This window comes from Ottowia sp. oral taxon 894 (assembly GCF_001262075.1).
Classification (GTDB): Bacteria; Pseudomonadota; Gammaproteobacteria; order Burkholderiales; family Burkholderiaceae_C; genus Ottowia; species Ottowia massiliensis.
Window position 1 is genome coordinate 877,616 of the sequence record NZ_CP012073.1, and the last position, 19,750, is coordinate 897,365.

Sequence of the window (19,750 nt, forward strand, 5' to 3'; positions counted from 1 at the left end):
GGCGGGCTGCGGGCGCGCTTTCAGCTGAACAGCCGCCGCGCCACGGGCGAGCCTGCGGGCAGCTTGTGTTTGACCAGGGCTTTGTAGAAGGTGCGCAGGCCCGCGCGGATTTCCGACATGGCCTGCTCCGAGAGCGCATGGCCTGCGGGGTCGGTGATGATGCCGTCCATGGCTTGCGCCAGCGCCGAGGCGGCTTGCAGCAGGCTGTCAAAGGCGTTTTCTTCCGGCGCGACCTGGGGCACATCCAGGCTCAGGGCGATCTGGTGCAGGGGGATGTTGTCTTTGTTGTCGGACAGGGCTATTTGCGGGTCGTAGCTCAGCTCCACCAGATGCGGCATGCCCGCCTTGGGCGAAGGCAGCACCATGCGGCCTGCCACGGCCCCGGCCACGAAGCCCAGTTTGGCGGCCTGCTGGTTCACGAAGCCCAGGCTCCACGGCGTGGCGCGCGCGCGCAGGTCCAGCACGAGCTGCATGTCGTGTTCGGAAGCGAATTTGTCCAGTTCCTTGGCGCGGGCCACTTCTTGCAGCATGTCGGGGCTGTCGGCCGCGCCGCCGATGGCGTCGGCGAAGGCCTGCGTCTTGATGACGAATTCGGAAAATTCCACCTGCGTGAGCGCGCCAGCGCGGTTGGCCAGCTGCACGCCAGCGCGGCAGGCGTCATAAAGCCAGCCGTGCTGGGGCGGCTCCCACTTGCCGGTCATGCGGTGGTGCGCTTCGATCGCAAAAGGCTTGCTGCCAATGCGGTGCGTGGCGGGCAGGCGGGCCATGAGTTCTTCGCCGCTCACGGGCGCGTCCAGCGCGATTGGAATGATGCTGTCGATGCGCTCGTCCAGCCGCCCTTGCACGGGGGGCGCGGCGGGCAGGCTGGCGGCATCCAGCGCGGGGTCGGCGGCTTCGCCGCTTTCTGGCGGCCCCTCAGGCTCCAGCCGCTCGGCCTGCCGGGGCGTGTTGCGGCGCACCACCCAGGCGTTGTAGGCGATGATGCCCAGCAATATCGCGCCGCCCGCAAGGGCCAGCTCAGCTTGCAAAGAGTCCATGGGGTTTCAAATGCTTGAGGATGTTTCCGGATTCTAGGGGCGGGCCTGCCGCCGCCATCTTCCATCATGCAGCGCGGCAGACGAGGCGGTTTGGCAGGACGGGCTGGCAAGGCTAGAATCGCGCGTTTTCTTCTTCCCGCCCGCCCGCGCCTAGCAGGCGGGCTTTGTTCGTTTGCAGGCGGATCATTGTTCAAGCCTGCCCGTTCTCTGGAAAGCCTCACTATGAAAATCGCCCAGGAAATCCGCGCCGGCAACGTCATCATGCACGGCAAAGATCCGATGATCGTCCTCAAGACCGAATACGCCCGGGGCGGCCGTGGCGCGGCCACGGTGCGCATGAAGCTCAAGGCCCTGCTGGGCAACATGGGCGCCGAAGTCGTGTTCAAGGCTGACGACAAGATGGAACAGGTCATTCTCGACCACAAGGAATGCACCTATTCCTACTTCGCCGATCCCATGTACGTTTTCATGGATGGTGAGTTCAACCAGTACGAAGTGGAAGCCGAAAACATGGGCGACGCGCTGAACTACCTGGAAGACGGCATGTCCTGCGAAGTGGAGTTCTACGACGGCAAGGCCATTGCCGTGGAGCTGCCCACCACCGTGGTGCGCGAAATCACCTGGACGGAGCCTGGCGTCAAGGGCGACACCTCCGGCAAGGTGCTCAAGCCTGCCAAGATTGCAACCGGTTTTGAAGTGGCCGTGCCGCTGTTCGTAAACCAGGGCGACAAGATTGAAATCGACACCCGCACGGGCGAATACCGCAAGCGCGTGTAAGCCGCCTGCGCGCTGCTTTTGCGCCGCTTGCCAAGCCCCTTGCCGCTGAAAGCAAGGGGCTTTTTTCTTGCCGGTGGCATGGCCGCTTTGCTGCCCGATCAGCGCGCAGACGCGCCCTTACCATCGCCGCCCATGCAATCCACACCAGACCTCAGAGACGCCTTGCGCCACTCAAACGCCATTGCTTCCTTGCCGGAAGACGATCTGCTCAAGGCCGAGGCCTACCGCCTGGCTTTTGACGACCCCGAATTTCTCTCGCGCCGCGAAGCGCGCGGCATCCGCTTTCAGCTTGAAATGCTCAAACCCGATCTGGGCATGCAGCAGGCGCACGTGCATCACACCATCGTCGTGTTTGGCAGCGCGCGTTTTCTGCCGCCGGACGAAGCCGCCCGCCGCCTGCAAGCCGCACGCGAGAAGGGCGACGCCCAGGCCATCACGCTGGCCGAGCGCGCCGTGCGCACTTCGCGCTACTACGAACAGTCGCGCGAGTTTGGCCGTCTCGTCGCGCGCTACGGCCTGACGCAGCCGCCCGGCGAGCGCTTTTACATCTGCACGGGCGGCGGCCCCGGCGTGATGGAAGCGGCCAACCGTGGCGCACACGACATGGGCGCGCCTTCGGTGGGGCTGAACATCACGCTACCGCACGAGCAATCGACCAACCCCTATGTTTCGCCGCATCTGGCCTTCAAGTTCCACTACTTCGCCTTGCGCAAGATGCATTTCATGATGCGCGCCAAGGCGATGGTGGCCTTTCCGGGCGGCTTTGGCACGCTGGACGAGTTGTTTGAAGTGCTCACCCTCGTGCAAACGCGCAAGGCCCAGCCCGTGCCCATCATTCTGTTTGGCAGCGACTACTGGAGCCGCCTGCTGCACCTGGACGTGCTGGCCGAAGAAGGCGCCATCTCGCCCGAAGACCTGGAGCTGTTTTGCACCGTGGACGATCCCCAGGAAGCCTGGAACCAGATCAGGCGTTTCTACAACCTCTAGGCCGGCTTCAACCGGCTATTTCAGGCTATACTTTGCAGCTTGTTCGGCGTGTAGCGCAGCCTGGTAGCGCACTTGCATGGGGTGCAAGGGGTCGCGAGTTCGAATCCCGCCACGCCGACCATCCCCACACCCAAAGCCGCCAAAGCCATGCGCTTGGCGGCTTTTTTTCGCCCTTTTTGATACATTTTGCAAATGACGACACCGCTTGACATCATCGTTCTGGCTGCGGGCAAGGGCACGCGCATGAAAAGCCGCCTGCCCAAAGTGCTCCAGCGCCTGGCCGGGCGGCCCATGCTGGAGCACGTGCTGGATGCAGCCGCACAGCTGGGCGCGCGCCGCTGCGTGGTGGTCACGGGGCATGGCGCGCAAGAAGTGCAAGCCTTTTGCGCCGAATGGCACGCGCAGGCCAGCGCGCAGGCAAACCAGCGGGCGGGCGCCATGCAGTGCCTCACCGCCTTGCAGCAGCCGCAGCTGGGCACGGGGCATGCCGCGCAGCAGGCCCTACCCTTGCTGGATGACGGCGGCATCACCCTCATTCTCTCGGGCGATGTGCCGCTCATTCAGCCCGCCACGCTGGGCGCGCTGGCCCAGGCGTGCGGCGGCCGGCGGCTGGCGCTGCTCACCATTGACTTTGAAGACCCCACGGGCTATGGCCGCGTCATCCGCAGCGGCGAAAGCGTGCAGGCCATCGTGGAGCAAAAAGACGCCACGCCCGCCCAGCTGGCCGTGCGCGAGTGCTACAGCGGCATCATGGCTGCGCCCACGGCCCTGCTGCGCCGCCTGCTGCCGCTGCTGTCCAGCGACAACGCCCAGCAGGAGTTCTATCTGACCGACGTGGTGCGTCACGCCGTGGCGGCGGGCGAAGCCGTTACGGCCCTCAAAACGGCAGATGCCGCCCAGGTGGCGGGCGTCAACAGCCCCGCCCAGCTGGCCGCGCTGGAGCGCGAAGCCCAGCGCCGCATGGCCGATGCCCTGATGGCGCAAGGCGTGCGCCTGGCCGACCCCGCCCGCCTGGACGTGCGCGGCACGCTCGAATGCGGGCAAGACGTGGAAATCGACATCGGCTGCCTGTTTGAAGGCCATGTCAGCCTGGGCGACGGCGTGCGCATCGGCGCGCACTGCGTCATCGCCAATGCCTGCATCGAAGCGGGCGCGCGCATTCACCCCTTCACCCACATTGACGGCGGCGCGCCGCAAGGCGTGCGCGTGGGCGCTGGCGCGCTGGTTGGCCCCTACGCCCGCCTGCGCCCCGGCGCGCAGCTGGGCGCTGACGTGCACATTGGCAACTTCGTCGAAGTCAAGAATTCCACCCTCGCCCCAGGCGCCAAGGCCAACCACCTGGCCTATCTGGGCGACGCCACTGTGGGCGAGCGCGTGAACTACGGCGCAGGCAGCATCACCGCCAATTACGACGGCGCCCGCAAGCACCGCACCACCATCGGGGCAGACGTGCACGTGGGCAGCAACTGCGTGCTCGTGGCCCCCGTCACCCTGGGCGCGGGCGGCACCGTGGCGGCCGGCTCGGTCATCACCCAAGACACCGCCCCCGGCGCGCTGGCCATTGCGCGCGGCCGCCAAAGCAGCCTGCCCGGCTGGCAGCGCCCCGCCAAGCCGTCCAAAGGCTGACCATGCCGCTGCCCCGCCGCCGCTGGTTGCAGGCCGCCGCGTTCGCGCTGGCCGCTGCCGCTCCGCTGGCGCGCGCGCAAGCCCGCAGCCAGCGCAAACGCCGCAGCGCCTACCCCATCGCGCCGGGCCGGTCTTTCTGGCTGCCGGAACTCTCGCCCGCCGGCCCTGTGGTCGCCGTTGTCAATCTGTACACGCAGCACGCGCAGATTTACCGCAACGGCATCGCCATTGGCTACACCAGCGTGAGCACGGGCAAGCGCGGCTATGGCACGCCCACCGGGCGCTTTCAGGTGCTGGAAAAGCGGCGCTTTCACCGCTCCAGCACCTACGGCAACGCCCCCATGCCGTGGATGGTGCGGCTGACCTGGAGCGGCATCGCCTTTCACTCCGGCGCGCTGCCGGGCTTTCCCGCCTCGCACGGTTGCATCCGCCTGCCCGTCAGCTTCGCGCCGCAGCTTTTCGGCGCGCTCTCGCTGGGCGACACCGTGGCCGTGCTCAACCAGCCTGCCGACGCTTTCACCACCCTGGCCCCCATCGACCCGCTGGGCCGCCCCCTGCTACAGCCTGAAATGCTCGCCGCCACGGCATGGTGGAGAGAAGCCGCCGCCAGCGCAGCGCCGGTTTCCGCCAGCCCGGTTTCCGCCAGCCTTTTGACAGGCGCGCCCGCCAGCCTGGCCGCTCCGCCCCTGGCGCTGCTCGCCAGCCTGCCCCAGCAGCGCCTGTTCGTGCTGGAGGCGGGCCAGGTGGCCGCCGCCGCGCCCCTGCCGCCCGGCGCGCGCCAGCAAGCTCTGCCGCTCGCTGCAGCGCCCTTGAGCTGGCAGCCCCCAGGCCACTGGCAAGCGCCCGGCCAAAGCGGCAATGCGGCTGACGCCACCCTGTGGCAGACCGTGCTGCCGTCTGACGCCGCCTTCAGCCAGCGCCTGCGCGCGCGCATCACGCCCGGCAGCACCCTCGTTCTCAGCGACTTGCCCGCCGTGGGCGATCTGCACCTGGCCGCCTGGAAGCTTTGAATGCCTGCGCAAGGAGCGGCCGGGAATGCACGGAGAGCCGGGCGCAGCGCACCATTTCCGCTCCTTCATTCATAGCATGATGTCCTAGTGGATATTGCGCGAAGCGGCATTTTTAACGCCCTGAATTCGCTCCTGTTTTTGTTGCTTTCTGGCAGGCCCGCACGGGCTTCTGGCCTCGCCAGAAAAACGGCCTTTTTCAAGGCCGTCATGACTTTGTTGCGAGGCCGCGCCACTTCAGATTCAAAGACTGGCAACGCGCGGCTGGCACGGGTCAGCTGCCGGACTTGAGGGCGCGGTAGCCGATGTCGCGGCGGTATTGCGCGCCGTCGAAGTGGATGGCGCGGGCCAGGTCGTAGGCGCGGGCCTGGGCTTGCTTGAGGGAGTCGGCCAGGGCGGTGGCGCAGAGCACGCGGCCGCCGGAGGTTTTGAGCTGGCCGCTCTCGTCCAGCGTGGTGCCGGCGTGGAAGACGACGGCGTCGTCCTGCGGCTTGGGCAGGCCGGTGATGAGGTCGCCCTTCTTGGGCGCAAGCGGGTAGCCGGCGGCGGCCATCACCACGCCCAGGGCCGGGCGGCGGTCCCATTCGAGCTGCACTTCGCCCAGCTTGCCGGAAGTGGCGGCCAGCAGCACTTCAAGCAGGTCGGATTTGAGGCGCAGCATGATGGGCTGGGTTTCGGGGTCGCCCATGCGGCAGTTGAATTCCAGCGTTTTGGGGCGGCCTTGCGCGTCGATCATCAGGCCGGCATACAGAAAGCCGGTGTAGGAGATGCCGTCCTTGTCCATGCCGCGCACGGTGGGCAGGATGATGTCGCGCATGGCGCGGGCGTGCACGTCGGGCGTGACGACGGGGGCGGGCGAATACGCGCCCATGCCGCCGGTGTTGGGGCCTTGGTCGCCGTCTTTCAGGCGCTTGTGGTCCTGGCTGGTGGCAAGGGGAATGACGTTTTTGCCGTCGCACAAAACGATGAAGCTGGCTTCTTCGCCTTGCAGGCATTCTTCGATGACCACGCGGGGCACGGCCTGGCCGTCAGCGCCCGCGTTGTGCGCCACGCCGAGGGTGTTGCCGCCGAGCATGTCGTCAATGGCGGCAAAGGCTTCTTCCTTGGTGGCGGCCACGACCACGCCTTTGCCCGCAGCCAGGCCGTCGGCCTTGACGACGATGGGCGCGCCCGTTTTTTCAACGTAGGCGCGGGCGGCGGCGGCATCCGTGAAAGTCTCGTAGGCGGCGGTGGGAATGCCGTGGCGCTGCATGAAGTCTTTGCTGAAAGCCTTGGAGCTTTCCAGCTGCGCGGCGGCTTTGGTGGGGCCGAAGATGCGCAGGCCGTGGGCGCGAAAGTCATCGACCACGCCGGCGGCCAGGGGCTGCTCGGGGCCAACGACCGTGAGGCCGATTTTTTCGGCCTGCGCCCATTCGCGCAGTTCGGCCAGATTGGTGATGGGCACGTTTTTCAGCTCCGGCGCGCTGGCGGTGCCGCCGTTGCCGGGGGCCACATAGACCTGTTGCACTTTGGGCGAGCGGGCCAGCCGCCAGGCCAGCGCGTGTTCGCGGCCGCCGGAGCCAATAACGAGAACTTTCATGGAGCGGATTCGGAGGTGGGTTCGGGTGTGGGAGAAAGGGGGGCGGCGGAGATGCGCAGGCCCGCCGTCAGCGCAGCCAGGCTGGCTTCTTTGACTTCTTCGCGCCTGGGCTGCGGGCAGTGGGGCGGGTCGGTGTTGTAGCCAATGGCAACGTGCCCGCCATCGCGCCCGCTGCTGCCGCACCACGATACGTCGCCGCCGCAGGCAGTCAGCAGCAGGACGGCCAGCGCCGCGAGGCTTGCGGCGGCAGTGGCAGCGGAGCGGGCGGGAGTCATGAGGAAGCAGCCTTTCTTCGCTTGTGGGGCAGCAACTGGGCGCGCACCTGCTGGCGGATGCGCTCGTAGTTTTGCCGCATGTGGCGCGCCAGCGCCGCCACGTCGGCCTGCTGCACCTGATTGAGCATGGACTGGCAAAACGGCTGGCCCGTGACGAGCGCCAGCGGAGCGGCCTGCTTCATCTGGCTGGCGGCGCGCTGGAGCGTCTGGCGCGTTTCGTCATGCGGCGAGCGGCTCAAGGGGCGCTGGAGTTCCGGCACGTTCACAAAAGCCATGTGCGCGGCCTGTGTGAGCTTTTGCCGCACGGCGGGCGCTTGCGCCTGCCAGGTGGAAGCCATGCCGGGCGCGGCCGTCTGGCAGGCGGCGGCGAGGTTGTCAAACGCCAGGTTGCCCTGGGCCAGCAGTGCATCCAGTGCCTTGCCTGCCGCACCCGCGCCGCTGGCGGCCTGGGCGCTGCCTGCGGCCAGCCACAGCGCGGCCAGCAACGGCGCAGCCAGAGTGCAGGCGGCTTGTGTGCGGGCGGCTTGTGTACGGGCGCTGGCGTGAGGGGCGGGCGGGCGGTCTGACATTGAAAAAAGGAGCAAATTCAGGGGGTGTGAAAAGGCGTTGGCCGCTGGATTGACGGGGACCTCAAGCTATTGAATCAGGAGCAAAAAAGAACCAAAGAGCGTGTTCAAAAGTCCAGCTCGGCGTTGTGAAACACGTCTTGCACGTCGTCCAGGTCTTCCAGCATGTCCAGCAGCTTTTGCATCTTGGCCGCTTCTTCGCCGCCCAGCTCGATGGTGTTTTCGGCGCGCATGGTCACTTCGGCGATTTCGGGCTTGAGGCCGGCGGCTTCCAGCGCGTTTTTCACGGCTTCAAAGTCGCCGGGGGCGGTGATGACTTCAATGGCGCCGTCTTCGCCGGTGATCACGTCTTCAGCGCCTGCTTCCAGCGCGGCCTCCATCACCTTTTCCTCGCTCGTGCCGGGCGCGAAGATGAGCTGGCCGCAGTGCTTGAACTGAAAGGCCACCGAACCTTCGGAACCCATGTTGCCGCCGTACTTGGAAAAGACATGGCGCACATCGGCCACGGTGCGCACGCGGTTGTCGGTCATGGCGTCCACGATGATGGCCGCGCCGCCGATGCCGTAGCCCTCGTAGCGGATTTCCTCGTAGCTCACGCCTTCCAGGTTGCCCGTGGCCTTGTCAATGTTGCGCTTGATGGTGTCGGCAGGCATGTTGGCCGCCTTGGCCTTGTCTATGGCCAGGCGCAGGCGCGGATTGGCATTCGGATCGCCCCCGCCCGTGCGCGCGGCCACCATGATCTCGCGCACCACGCGCGTCCACACGCGCTGGCGTTTTTCGTCCTGCCGCCCCTTGCGGTGCTGAATATTTGCCCATTTGCTGTGGCCAGCCATAAACCAAGTCCTTCGCAGTCAAAAGAATCCATGAAAATCCGCGCTGATTCTACGTTTCGCCCACTTTTCACGGGCCTTTTTCCCTCTTTCACCCCTCGGAAGGAACCCTTTTCATGGCCGACCCCATCCTGCTTGCCCGGCACGGCGGCGAATCGTGTTTTCTGCTGCCCGGCATGGCCAACCGCCACGGCCTGATCACCGGCGCCACCGGCACGGGCAAAACCGTCACGCTGCAAAAACTGGCCGAATCGTTCAGCCACATGGGCGTGCCCGTGTTCCTGGCCGATGTGAAGGGCGATCTCACCGGCATCAGCCAAAGCGGCCATATCGAAGGCAAGCTGGCCGCCACCCTGGAAGAGCGCGGCCTGCCCGTGCCGGAAGGGCGCGCCTGCCCCGTCACGCTCTGGGACGTGTTCGGCGCGCAAGGCCACCCCGTGCGCGCCACCATTTCAGACATGGGGCCGCTGCTGCTGGGCCGCATGCTGGGCCTGAACGACACGCAAGCGGGCGTGCTCAACATCGTCTTCAAGATTGCCGACGACAGCGGCCTGCTCCTGCTCGACGCCAAAGACCTGCGCGCCATGCTCCAGCACGTGGGCGACAACGCCAAGCAATTCACCACCGCCTACGGCAACATCAGCAGCGCCAGCATCGGCGCCATCCAGCGCGCGCTGCTCCAGATCGAAAGCCAGGGCGGCGACGGCTTCTTCGGCGAACCCATGCTCGACATCGACGACATGATGCAAACCGCAGAAGGCGGCCAGGGCATCGTCAATATCCTCATCGCCGACAAACTCATGCAGGCCCCGCGCCTGTACGCCACCTTCTTGCTGTGGCTGCTCTCCGAGCTGTTCGAGCGCCTGCCCGAAATAGGCGACCCCGAAAAGCCGAAGATGGTCTTCTTCTTCGACGAAGCCCACCTGCTCTTTGCCGACGCACCCAAAGCCCTGCTGGAGCGCATAGAACTCGTCGTGCGCCTGGTGCGCAGCAAAGGCGTGGGCGTGTACTTCGTCACCCAAAACCCGATGGACGTGCCCGACACCGTGCTCGCCCAGCTGGGCAACCGCGTGCAGCACGCCCTGCGCGCCTTCACCCCGCGCGACCAGAAAGCCGTCAAGGCCACCGCGCAAACCATGCGCGCCAACCCCGCGCTTGACGTGGAAAGCGCCATCACCAGCCTGGCCGTAGGCGAAGCGCTCATCAGCCTGCTCGATGAAAAAGGCCGCCCCGGCATCACCCAGCGCGCCTTCGTCATCCCGCCCGCCAGCCGCATCGGCCCCGCCACCGAAGCCGAACGCCAGGCGCTGCTGCAAAACTCCCTGGTCGCAGGCCACTACGAAAAAGCCGTAGACCGCGAATCCGCCTACGAAGTGCTCAAGGCCCGCGCAGGCCAGACGGCAGCAGCGGCAGGCGGCGCAGCAGACGGCCAGGCCGGCGGCGGCCTGATGGGCATGGCGCGCGACCTGCTCTTTGGCACCACCGGCCCGCGCGGCGGCAAACACGACGGGCTGGTGCAAACCCTCATCAAATCCACCACCCGCACCGTCGGCAACAACCTGGGCCGCCAAATCCTGCGCGGCGTGCTGGGCAGCATGATGGGCCGCAAGTGAGGGGCCGGAGCCGGGCGGCATGCCTGGCAGGCGCTTGCGTCTTGCTTATTTTTCGCTCCTCAAACGATAGCAATAGGTCCTAGTGGATGCTGCGCGAGATCCGTTTTTGAGACCTTAAATTTGCTCCGCTTTTTGATGCGGAGCGGACTTCATTCAACCAAAGGCACGCCGCCTGTCTTTCTGAAGGGCCTATATCCCCGTGTTTTGGTGGGGTATTGCAGGCAGGGTAAATTGGTTGCTACGAATGTCTACAAATATTTCTGCTCAGGGTTGATGATGAAACAAGATGAAACTGCACATTTGCGCCAGTGCGTGCCGCAAAGCAAGCTGCGTCAAGAAGCGGGCGCCGCCCGTGGCGGGCTGGCGGCGCTGGCGCTGCTGGCGGCGGGCGTGGCGGCACAAGCACAGACGGCGCCCGTGAGCGTGGAGCGGCTGACCCTGTTTGCCAGCCTGGGCGGCCAGCAGGCGGCACACACGGCCGAAGGCGCGGCGCAGACGGCGCTGAACCTGAACGCTCTGGGTATTGCCGCCACCATGCAGCGCCAGAGCGCGCCGCAAGGCGGCACGGCCTGGACCTGGGAGCTGGTCAATACCAGCGGCCAGCCCATACGCGGCCTGCGCCTGACGGCGCTGGCCGATGCCGACATTGAAGCGGCACAAAACACCTTCTTCAACGAAACCGCCCGGCAGCAAACAGGCCTGGGCACGCCAGCCGGACAAATCCGCGCCGATCGCTGGGAGGCGGCCGAGCCGGGCTACCACACGGGCGATTTGCTCGCGCGCGCTGCCACGGGGCAGCTGGGCAACCAAAGCGCATTGAGCGCCAGCGCCCCTGACGATGCCGCCCTGGCGCTATCGCTGCCTGTGCCCGAATGGCAGCCCGGCCAGCGCCTGAGCGTCACCGCCACGCTGACTCCGGCGGCTGTGGCCGATGCCAGTCTGCTGCAAACCGACGCGGCCAGCGGCCAGAGCCTGAGCTTTGACTTGCGTGCCAAGCTGCAAACAAATACGCCGACTCCGACTCCGACTCCGACTCCGACTCCGACGCCAGGCCCAGGCCCGGCGGTCTTGCGCTGGGCGCACTGTCGCTGCTGCTGGGCGCGTGCTATGGGCGCTTTGACGGCTTGGGCCGCAGCCGGCGGCGCACGCAAGACAGCCGTCAGGCCGGTTCTGCCGGTTCTGCCCGCCGCCTGCTGGCGGTGCTGCCTGCGCTGGTTTGCGCCGCTGTTTTGCTGACGGGCTGGCTCGCGCCCGTGCAGCCCGCTCACGCCCTGTTTGACAACGGTGGCTTCGAGACGGGCGATACCAGCGGCTGGCAAAGCAGCCACGGCCTCAACTACGGCCTGCAGGGCAGTCAGCCTTTCAGCGCCAGCAGCATCGTCATTCACACGGGCGGCCAGCGGCTGGGCGGTGTTCTGGGCGCTACGTTTGATCCGCGCGCGCCGCACCTGGATTTGCCGCGCGCGGGCCACTACACGGCCAAGGTCAATGACGAGCAGGGCGGGCAGCACATCAACGCCCTGAATCAAAGCGCTGTTATCACCGCCGCCGACCGCGACCCGCAAGACGGCAAACTGCACGTGCGCTTTGCCTACGCCGCCGTGCTGGAAGACCCCGGCCACTCGCCTGCGGCGCAGCCCTACTTTCATGTGCAGCTCAAGGATGTGACAACAGACGAAGTCATCTATGACGACTTCGCCTGGTCAGGCCAGCCCGGGCGCATCACCCACACCACCCTTCTTTGGGGCAGCACCTGGCGCGCCACGCCTTTCATCGACGTGGATATTCCAGTGCCTGACAGCCGCCTGGGCCACACCGTGGAAGTGCGTGTGCTTGCCGCCGACTGCGCGCATGGCGGACATGGCGGCTATGTCTATGTGGACGCCTTTGGTTCAGCCCGCGTGCCCCCGCAGGCCGTCTGTCTGGCGGACTTGCGCGCCCGCGCCAAGCCCGGCAAGGTGCAGCTTGTCTGGAGCGACATCGGTGCACACGGCTACGCCATCTACCGCGCCGCCCTGCCGCAAGGCCCCTGGCAGCGGCTGGGGCAGACCGCCTCGCGCTACAGCACCTGGCTGGATGAAGGCGTGAGCGCCGGACAGACCTGGTACTACAGCGTCCGCCCCCTGAACGACCAAGGCGAGGAAACCTGTTCTTCCGCCCCCATCGCCAGCTCTGCCCCGCCCGAATGGCAGCCGGGCCAGCCGCTGACGCGCCCGCCGCGCTTTGACAGCCAGCCGCCGCTGACAGGCCAGACGGGCCAGCCCTACCGCTACGCCGCGCACGCCAGCGACCCTGATGACGCAAGCAGCGGCGCCGTCACCTACGCCCTTTCCCAATCGCCCGCCGGCATGAGCGTGGACGCAGCCAGCGGCCTCATCGCCTGGCCGCAACCTGGCCTGGCCGGCACATACGCCGTCACCCTCACGGCCACCGACCGCACGGGGCTGATCGCCAGCCAGAGCTATGCGCTGCAAATCAGCGACAGCCGCAACCGCCCGCCCGTCATCAGCAACAGGCTGCCTGCCACGGGCCAGGAAGGCCAGCGTCTGAGCCACCAGGTGCAGGCCAGCGATCCCGATGGCGACGCCATCACCTACACCCTGGGCACGCAAGCCGAAGGCATGAACATCACCGCAGGCGGCCTCATCACCTGGCCGCAGCCCAAACCGGGCCGCTGGCCGCTGATGCTCACCGTGGCAGACGCCAAGGGCGCGCGCGCCACGCAGAACGTCACGCTGGTGGTCGGCGCCATCACGCCAACCCCGACGCCAACCGTCACCCCAACGCCCACGCCACCTGCCAACCAGCCGCCGCGCATCACCAGCACGCCGCCTGCGCAAGCACAAGTGGGCAGCGCCTACAGCTACACCCTGCAAGCCACCGACCCTGAAGGTGCGCCACTGACGTGCAGCCTCACGCGCGCCCCGCAAGGCATGAGCCTGAATGGCTGCACCGTGCAATGGACGCCCACGGCCGCCGCCGCGAACGTGCCCGTGGCCCTGCGCGTGAGCGACGGGCAGGCCTACGCCGAGCAGTCCTGGCAAATCACCGTCACGGCAGCTGCGCCGACACCGACGCCCACGCCGACGCCGACGCCGACACCGACACCAACGCCGCCTGCCAACCAGCCGCCGCGCATCACCAGCACGCCGCCCACGCAAGCACAAGTGGGCAGCGCTTACAGCTACGCCTTGCAAGCCACCGACCCTGAAGGCGCGCCGCTGACGTGCAGCCTCACGCGTGCTCCGCAAGGCATGAGCCTGAACGGCTGCACCGTGCAATGGACGCCCACGGCCGCCGCCGCGAATGTGCCCGTGGCCCTGCGCGTGAACGACGGGCAGGCCTACGCCGAGCAGTCCTGGCAAATCACCGTCACGGCAGCTGCGCCAACGCCAACCGTCACTCCAACGCCCACGCCCAGCCCGTCGCCAACACCGACGCCTACGCCTAGCCCGACCCCCACGCCAACCGTCATCCCGACGCCGACTGTCACGCCGACACCCACGCCGCCAGCCGTTGCCCCGCTGGCTGCGCAACTGCACTTCAGCGCGCGCTATGTGGCTGCTGGCAGCGCCACCATCGTCAGCGTGGCGGCCACGGGCGGCCAGCCGCCTTACACGCTGCAAAGCCTGCACGTGGATGGCACGGCGCACCCCGTCAGCGCTGGCAGCCTGCAAGCGAGCCTGGTCTCCAGCGTCATGGGCCGCCACGATGTCACCGCCGTGCTGCGCGACAGCCAAGGCGCCACGGTCACGGCGCAAGACTGGTATGCCGTGACAGACCCGTTGGACGCAGACGAGCCGGTGGCGCGCATCAGCAGTCCGGGCGACTCTGCGGACATCGTGGTGGCAGACGTCACGGAGCCGGCGGCCATCCTGGGCCAGGCCACGGACAGCCACTTTGCCGAATACGAGCTGCTCATCAGCGCAGCCGGGCAAAACCAGTGGAACCGCCTCAAGCGGGGCAACGCCCCCGTGGCCGCCGGCGGCGAGCTGGGGCGGCTCCATCCGCAAGCGCTGGCCAACGGCCTGTACGACATTGCCCTGATCGTGCGCGACACGGCGGGCAAAGAAGCCAGCGCCCGCATCAGCGTTGCCATCAGCGGCCAGCAAAAGGCCGCCCCCTTGCGCCTGGCCTTTGAAGACCTGAGCTTTGACATCGAAGGCCTGCCGCTGCAAGTGGTGCGCACCTACGACAGCCTCAGACGCCACGAAGCGCTGGACTTTGGCTACGGCTGGAGCGTGCAATACCAGGACGTAGCCATCCAGACCAACGGCATCGTCGGCCGCAGCTGGAGCGCCGAACAAAGCGGCGCGGGCTTTGGCCGCAAGATTTGCATCCGCCCCGCAGGCAGCCGCGTGGTGGCCGTGCGCCTGCCAGGCGGCCGGCTGGAGCAATTTGAAGCCCGTGCGGAGCCTGAATGCGTCAGCCTCATCCAGTGGGCCAGCAACCCCAGCGCCCACATCACCTACCGCCCGCGCGGCCGGGGCCACTCGGGCGCCAGCCTTGAAGCGCTGGGCAGCTGGCTGGACCTGCGCATCGTCGGCGGCCAGCTCACCGACTACGGCTCAGGAGAAACCTACAACCCCACCCAGTGGAAATACACCACGCGCGAAGGCGTGGAATTCATTCTGGACGGCAGCCGTGGCTTGGCAGGCGGCATCCAGCAAATCAAAGACCGGCAAGGCAACACCATGCAATTTGCCGCTGACGGCATCCGCCACTCGGGCGGCTGGAGCCTGCGCTTTGAACGCGACGCGCAAAAGCGCATCACCCGCATCACAGGCCCTGGCGGCGTGCAGCGGCGCTACAGCTACGACGCGGCGGGCAACCTTGCCGCTGCCATCGAGCCAGACGGCGCGCAAGCGGCCTACGGCTACGAAGACACAAGCCAGCCGCACGCGCTGACCCGCTACAGCGACCCGGCGGGCCGCCTGCAACTCAAAGCCGAATACGACAGCCAGGGGCGCGTCATCAAACAAACCGACGCCCTGGGCCAAAGCGTCAGCATCAGCCACCAAGACAGCCAGCGGCGCCAAAGCGTCAAAGACCGGCTGGGCCACACCACCGTCTACGACTACGACGAACGCGGCAACGTCACGCAAATCACCGACGCGCTAGGCGGCATCACCCGCTACCAATACGACGCCAACGACAACGAAACCGCCGTCACCGACCCGCTGGGCCGCACCACGCGGCGCGAATACGACGCCTACGGCAACGTCACCCGTGAAACCGACCCCCTGGGGCGGCAAAGCAGCACCGTCTACGACGCCAGCGGCAACGTCACCGAACAGCGCCAGCCCGGCGGCCTGAACACCCTCTACAGCTACAGCGGCGCAGGCGAGCTGGCCAGCCTCACCCAGCCCGGCGGCGGCGTCAGCCACCTGAACTACACCCCAAAAGGCAGCCTGCTCAGCCTCTCCGACCCCCTGGGGCGCGCCACCCGCTACGGCTACGCCCTGACAGGCGGCGCCAGCCAGCTTGCCAGCCAGACCGCCCCGGACGGCGCCAAAACCACCTACACGCGAGACGCGCAAGGGCGCATCAGCGCGCAAAGCACCGCCATCCGGCTGCAAGCGGGCCAGGCCGCGCAAGAAGCGCAAAGCCGCACCGCCCATGACGCACAAGGGCGCATCACCGCCCAAACCGACCCCCTGGGCCACATCACCCGCAGCGACTACAACGCCGCAGGCGAGCTCATCAAACAAACCAGCCCGCTGGGCCTGGCCACCGTCCACCGCCACGACGCGCTGGGCCGCACCGTCAGAACCGAACATCCCGACGGCCTCATCGACACCTGGGCCTGGGACAGCGAAGGCCGCCAAACCAAACACTGCGAAGCAGCCAGCGGCGCAAACAGCGGCCTATGCACGCAAACCCGCTACGACGCACTGGGCCGCGCCATCGAAACCGTGGACGCCGCAGGCGGCATCAGCCGCAACCAGTACGACGCCGCAGGCCAGCTCACCGAAAGCCAGGACGCGCTGGGCCGCAAAACCCGCTACGAATACGACGCAGCGGGCCGCATCGTCAAAACCACCGACCCCCTGGGCCACAGCCAGCGCACGGCCTACAGTGAAGCGGGCCAAATCGCCAGCATCACGGCAGCCGACGGCAAACAAACCGCCTACGACTACGACAGCGCCGGCAGAAAAGTGCGCACCCACTGGCCAGGCGGCGCCGTCAGCAGCGCCGCCTACGACGCAGCGGGCCAAAAAACCGCCGACACCGACGAAACCGGCCACAGCCAACGCTACGCCTACGACAGCGCCGGACGCCTGAGCCAAACCACACAACCCAGCGGCGCCGCCACCCGCTACGAATGGAACGAAGCCGGCCAGCTGCTGAGCCAAACCGACGCCCTGGGCAGAACCACCCAATACGGCTACGACCTGGGCGGACGCCGAACCAGCCGCCGCCTGCCAGACGGCAGCCAGGAAACCAACACCCACGACGCCGATGGACGCTTGGTGCAAAAACGCCAGACAGACGGCACCGCCATCAGCTACAGCTACAGCCAAGGACGCGCCACAGGCCAAACACGCCCGGACGGCACACTGCAAATCGGCTACGACCCCCACGGCAGAGCAGCCAGCTGGAGCGACAGCCAGCGCGGATTAATCCAGCAAACACTGGACGCGCTGGACCGCCAAACCAGCGAAACCGGCCCGCACGGCCAAAGCGCCGCCGCCTGGGACGCAGCCAGCCAGCGCACGCAACTCATCGCAAGCTTTGCCGGCCAAGGCGGACACACCCTCCAAACCCGCTGGGACGCAGGCGGCCGCTTGCAAAGCCTGGCCAGCGGCCAAGGCAGCGCCCAATTCAGCCACGACGCCGCCGGGCGCCTGAGCCAAATCAAACGCGCCAACGGCGCCAGCAGCCACTACAGCTACGACGCTGCCGGGCGCCTGGCCCAAATCCGCCACCAAAAAACCGACGGCAGCGCCCTGGCCCAATACAGCTACCAGCGCGACGCCAAAGGCCGGCTGACCCGGGCCACGGAAGAAACCGGCGGCCAAACCACAAACAAAAGCTGGGAATACGACGCCGACGGCAAACTCACCCAGGAAAGCATCAGCGCAGCAGGCATCACCCGCACATGCCGCTACAGCTACGACAGCACAGGCAACCGGACAGAAAAAGACTGCGACGGCCAAAAAACCCGCTACGCCTACAACAGCCTGGACCAGCTCACAGAAGAACAAACGGCCACAGGCCCCAAAACCACCTACCGCTGGGACGGCCGGGGCAACCTGCTCGAAAAGCGCACCCCCGCGCAAACCATCCGCTACGAATGGAGCAGCGACAACCGGCTGCTCAAAGCCAGCGACGGCAGCACCAGCATCCGCTACGGCTACGACGCACTAGGCCGGCGCATCAGCCGCACCCGGGAAACCGGCGGCCAAAAACAGGAAACGCAATGGATCCTGGACACCGCCCGCCCCTACAGCGAAATCGTGCTGGAGCGAAACCGCCAAAACGGCGGCGCATGGCAAGAAACGCGCTACACGCACACCCCCGATGGCGTAGGGCAACTCATCAGCGAACAAAGACAAGGCCAAACGCTGCACGTCTACGAAGACGGCCAAGGCAGCGCGAGGCTGATCACTGACGAGGGCGGCCAAATCATCGAAACGCTGGACTTTGATGCGTTCGGCAACGAAGAGGCAGGCAACCTGCAAGAAAGCCGGCACCGCTACACGGGCGAGAGCTACGACAGCGCCACGGGGCTATACCACCTCAGAGCCCGGGACTACGACCCGAAAACGGGGCGCTTCATCTCGATGGACGAACACCCGGGCAGCCAGAGCATTCCGCTGACGCTGAACAAGTATCTGTATGGCAATGCGGATCCGGTCAATCATGTGGATCCGGGCGGAAATTTCTCGCTGGGAGGAATGATGAGTGGTATTGGAAATATGGCCAGCATGATGGCAATGTCGTGGATCAGAATGGAGGTGGCAGACATGTTCTCCAGTGCACTACTGTCGCCTATTATTGAAGCCGCTGTTAATTCTGTGAGTCATAGTGGTCAGATTCCCTCTTTTGGTAATTCAGGTATCGCCATGATATTAACAGGGTTGGCTGGACATTGTCGAATCTCAAAGAATAAGTGTTATCTAAGAATACCGACAATGGTTAATGGGTTCCAGACGTTTTATACGTCACAGCATATTTTGGACTCTTTGATGGGGAATGGTGATACTATATCAGGCATTTCCAAGCCACTACCGTTTCTTCTGCTACGAGGGCCAAAATCCAGGAAAAATGAAGTTAAATATTCGACTCGTAATGCGTCACAACAATGCAATAACACTGCACGTGCAAAATACTTGGGAACGAATGGGATGCTAATTTCCGCAGTATGTGATGAGTATCCATATGGAAGTACTCTGCAAGGAGGAGATATTAATTACTTTTTTGATAGTGTTTCATTGAGATTAGTGCCTAGCGCAGAAGGCCCAAAGCAAGGAGGGTTGTTGTCGAAATTCTATTCAGCAACCAAGGTGAATACCATTGGTAAGCCTTTCTTGAATTTAGCAGTGCCTTATGCACCAGGATTTTATATCGACAAATATGGGAAAGCGTCATGGCTTTAAATTTTAATGAAGAAAAACGTATCCGTATGATCATCGAAGATCAGGTCAGGCGGCTGGATGCTATCTATAGGATGACTTGTTCGTCAAGAGACTATCTAAGCTGGAAGAAACAAGGATTATCAGAAAATGAGTTGCTTGCGCTTGAGCAGCGATTGGAGAAAAACATTCCTGATGAACAGCGCATCGCCCTTGGCTTGTTTGAATTTCGCATATCTCCGCAATATGCCTTGGATATTGGTTTTTCAGATGGCGCTGTCCCAATAAATAATATGAATCTGGCTGCTGATTTTATTGTTGGCGATAGCGAAATCGGAAAGGAAATGCGGTATGTCTATAGTTTGCTGCCGGATGCGCCAAAATATTCTGGCGCTTTGCGTCATGTGGTTTGGCACAAAGACTTGATGATGGTAGGCGCAGATGATGAATTTTATTGGTTTGTCGATTTGAACCCTCCAGAAAAAGGGGTTTATGGGCAAATTATTTGCGCAGGGCCCAAGGAAATAAAGGTGGTGGCGAATAATTATATAGAGTTTCTCGAGGTTATAATCGAATCATTTCCAAAAGATGATTTCTCATAAACTGTCTATTCAGCGCTGAACCTGGATGCTGTTGAAGTAGCTGCCGCAATGACGGCGAATAAAAACAGCCTTTGCCACACTTGCCAGTGTTGATGGCGCTTTGTCTGCTGGCATGGCACTCTTTACCTTTTGCCGTGCGGCCGGTTGGAGCAATTTGGGGATCCAATCAAGGGGGGACGGTCATCCTTGGGAGGAAAAGGTATGTCCAAGCGGTGGTTTAGAAAAGATCGGCATTCTCCACGCAGAGCGGGTGACCTCTGTCTCGTAGAAGC

Annotated in this window: 13 protein-coding genes and 1 tRNA gene; 9 read left to right on the forward strand and 5 right to left on the reverse strand. The window is 65.0% G+C overall.

All coding sequences use genetic code 11. From position 1 onward, the window contains the following. Nucleotides 1–20: 20 nt before the first annotated feature. A complete protein-coding gene (locus ADJ79_RS03760; RefSeq protein ID WP_050714854.1) occupies nucleotides 21–1,037 on the reverse strand; it encodes a cell division protein ZipA C-terminal FtsZ-binding domain-containing protein in 1,017 nt (338 codons plus the stop codon). A 222-nt stretch (nucleotides 1,038–1,259) separates the two neighbouring features. Here ADJ79_RS03760 and efp point away from each other — a divergent pair, with 222 nt between their 5' ends. From efp to ADJ79_RS03785, 5 genes are all read left to right on the forward strand, one after another. Next, nucleotides 1,260–1,814, forward strand: coding sequence for an elongation factor P (efp, locus tag ADJ79_RS03765; protein WP_050714855.1), 555 nt, complete (start codon nucleotides 1,260–1,262; stop codon nucleotides 1,812–1,814). A gap of 132 nt (nucleotides 1,815–1,946) precedes the next feature. Beyond that, nucleotides 1,947–2,801, forward strand: coding sequence for a TIGR00730 family Rossman fold protein (locus tag ADJ79_RS03770; protein ID WP_050716383.1), 855 nt, complete (start codon nucleotides 1,947–1,949; stop codon nucleotides 2,799–2,801). Nucleotides 2,802–2,845: 44 nt separating this feature from the next. Continuing rightward, a tRNA-Pro gene (locus ADJ79_RS03775) sits at nucleotides 2,846–2,922 on the forward strand. Nucleotides 2,923–2,993: 71 nt separating this feature from the next. Beyond that, nucleotides 2,994–4,427, forward strand: coding sequence for a bifunctional UDP-N-acetylglucosamine diphosphorylase/glucosamine-1-phosphate N-acetyltransferase GlmU (gene glmU, locus ADJ79_RS03780; RefSeq protein ID WP_050714856.1), 1,434 nt, complete (start codon nucleotides 2,994–2,996; stop codon nucleotides 4,425–4,427). 2 nt (nucleotides 4,428–4,429) lie between these two features. Then, nucleotides 4,430–5,437: a L,D-transpeptidase family protein gene (locus ADJ79_RS03785; RefSeq protein WP_050714857.1), complete on the forward strand. Its 1,008-nt coding sequence runs from the start codon at nucleotides 4,430–4,432 to the stop codon at nucleotides 5,435–5,437. A 271-nt stretch (nucleotides 5,438–5,708) separates the two neighbouring features. Here the strand turns inward: ADJ79_RS03785 and purD are convergent, their stop codons facing one another. The 4 genes from purD to ADJ79_RS03805 form a co-directional block, all read right to left on the reverse strand. Beyond that, complete coding sequence (gene purD, locus ADJ79_RS03790; RefSeq protein ID WP_050714858.1) at nucleotides 5,709–7,013, reverse strand: phosphoribosylamine--glycine ligase; 1,305 nt, start codon at nucleotides 7,011–7,013, stop codon at nucleotides 5,709–5,711. Further along, entirely contained in the window at nucleotides 7,010–7,288 is a 279-nt protein-coding gene (locus tag ADJ79_RS03795) for a hypothetical protein (RefSeq protein WP_050714859.1), read from the reverse strand. Before ADJ79_RS03795 ends, purD begins: the two co-directional genes overlap by 4 nt. Then, a complete protein-coding gene (locus ADJ79_RS03800) occupies nucleotides 7,285–7,857 on the reverse strand; it encodes a hypothetical protein (protein WP_050714860.1) in 573 nt (190 codons plus the stop codon). Before ADJ79_RS03800 ends, ADJ79_RS03795 begins: the two co-directional genes overlap by 4 nt. Nucleotides 7,858–7,961: 104 nt before the next feature. Next, nucleotides 7,962–8,687: a YebC/PmpR family DNA-binding transcriptional regulator gene (locus tag ADJ79_RS03805; RefSeq protein ID WP_050714861.1), complete on the reverse strand. Its 726-nt coding sequence runs from the start codon at nucleotides 8,685–8,687 to the stop codon at nucleotides 7,962–7,964. Nucleotides 8,688–8,800: 113 nt separating this feature from the next. Here ADJ79_RS03805 and ADJ79_RS03810 point away from each other — a divergent pair, with 113 nt between their 5' ends. The 4 genes from ADJ79_RS03810 to ADJ79_RS03825 all read left to right on the forward strand — a co-directional run bounded on the left by ADJ79_RS03810 (nucleotide 8,801) and on the right by ADJ79_RS03825 (nucleotide 19,478). Beyond that, entirely contained in the window at nucleotides 8,801–10,297 is a 1,497-nt protein-coding gene (locus ADJ79_RS03810) for a helicase HerA-like C-terminal domain-containing protein (protein WP_050714862.1), read from the forward strand. Between the two features lie 273 nt (nucleotides 10,298–10,570). Next, a complete protein-coding gene (locus ADJ79_RS03815) occupies nucleotides 10,571–11,533 on the forward strand; it encodes a hypothetical protein (RefSeq protein ID WP_050714863.1) in 963 nt (320 codons plus the stop codon). Next, a complete protein-coding gene (locus ADJ79_RS03820) occupies nucleotides 11,422–18,900 on the forward strand; it encodes a putative Ig domain-containing protein (RefSeq protein WP_050714864.1) in 7,479 nt (2,492 codons plus the stop codon). The genes ADJ79_RS03815 and ADJ79_RS03820 overlap by 112 nt, the downstream gene beginning before the upstream one ends. Further along, nucleotides 18,891–19,478: a hypothetical protein gene (locus tag ADJ79_RS03825; protein WP_156304009.1), complete on the forward strand. Its 588-nt coding sequence runs from the start codon at nucleotides 18,891–18,893 to the stop codon at nucleotides 19,476–19,478. Before ADJ79_RS03820 ends, ADJ79_RS03825 begins: the two co-directional genes overlap by 10 nt. The last annotated feature ends 272 nt before the right edge of the window (nucleotides 19,479–19,750 follow it).

Bases quoted from the DNA above. Each gene is read 5' to 3' on its own strand.
- ADJ79_RS03825 (WP_156304009.1), top strand. From the start codon at position 18,891: ATGGCTTTAAATTTTAATGAAGAAAAACGTATCCGTATGATCATCGAA.
- ADJ79_RS03800 (WP_050714860.1), bottom strand. From the start codon at position 7,857: ATGTCAGACCGCCCGCCCGCCCCTCACGCCAGCGCCCGTACACAAGCC.
- glmU (WP_050714856.1), top strand. From the start codon at position 2,994: ATGACGACACCGCTTGACATCATCGTTCTGGCTGCGGGCAAGGGCACG.
- ADJ79_RS03785 (WP_050714857.1), top strand. From the start codon at position 4,430: ATGCCGCTGCCCCGCCGCCGCTGGTTGCAGGCCGCCGCGTTCGCGCTG.
- ADJ79_RS03770 (WP_050716383.1), top strand. From the start codon at position 1,947: ATGCAATCCACACCAGACCTCAGAGACGCCTTGCGCCACTCAAACGCC.
- ADJ79_RS03810 (WP_050714862.1), top strand. From the start codon at position 8,801: ATGGCCGACCCCATCCTGCTTGCCCGGCACGGCGGCGAATCGTGTTTT.
- ADJ79_RS03795 (WP_050714859.1), bottom strand. From the start codon at position 7,288: ATGACTCCCGCCCGCTCCGCTGCCACTGCCGCCGCAAGCCTCGCGGCG.
- ADJ79_RS03805 (WP_050714861.1), bottom strand. From the start codon at position 8,687: ATGGCTGGCCACAGCAAATGGGCAAATATTCAGCACCGCAAGGGGCGG.
- ADJ79_RS03815 (WP_050714863.1), top strand. From the start codon at position 10,571: ATGATGAAACAAGATGAAACTGCACATTTGCGCCAGTGCGTGCCGCAA.
- purD (WP_050714858.1), bottom strand. From the start codon at position 7,013: ATGAAAGTTCTCGTTATTGGCTCCGGCGGCCGCGAACACGCGCTGGCC.
- ADJ79_RS03760 (WP_050714854.1), bottom strand. From the start codon at position 1,037: ATGGACTCTTTGCAAGCTGAGCTGGCCCTTGCGGGCGGCGCGATATTG.
- efp (WP_050714855.1), top strand. From the start codon at position 1,260: ATGAAAATCGCCCAGGAAATCCGCGCCGGCAACGTCATCATGCACGGC.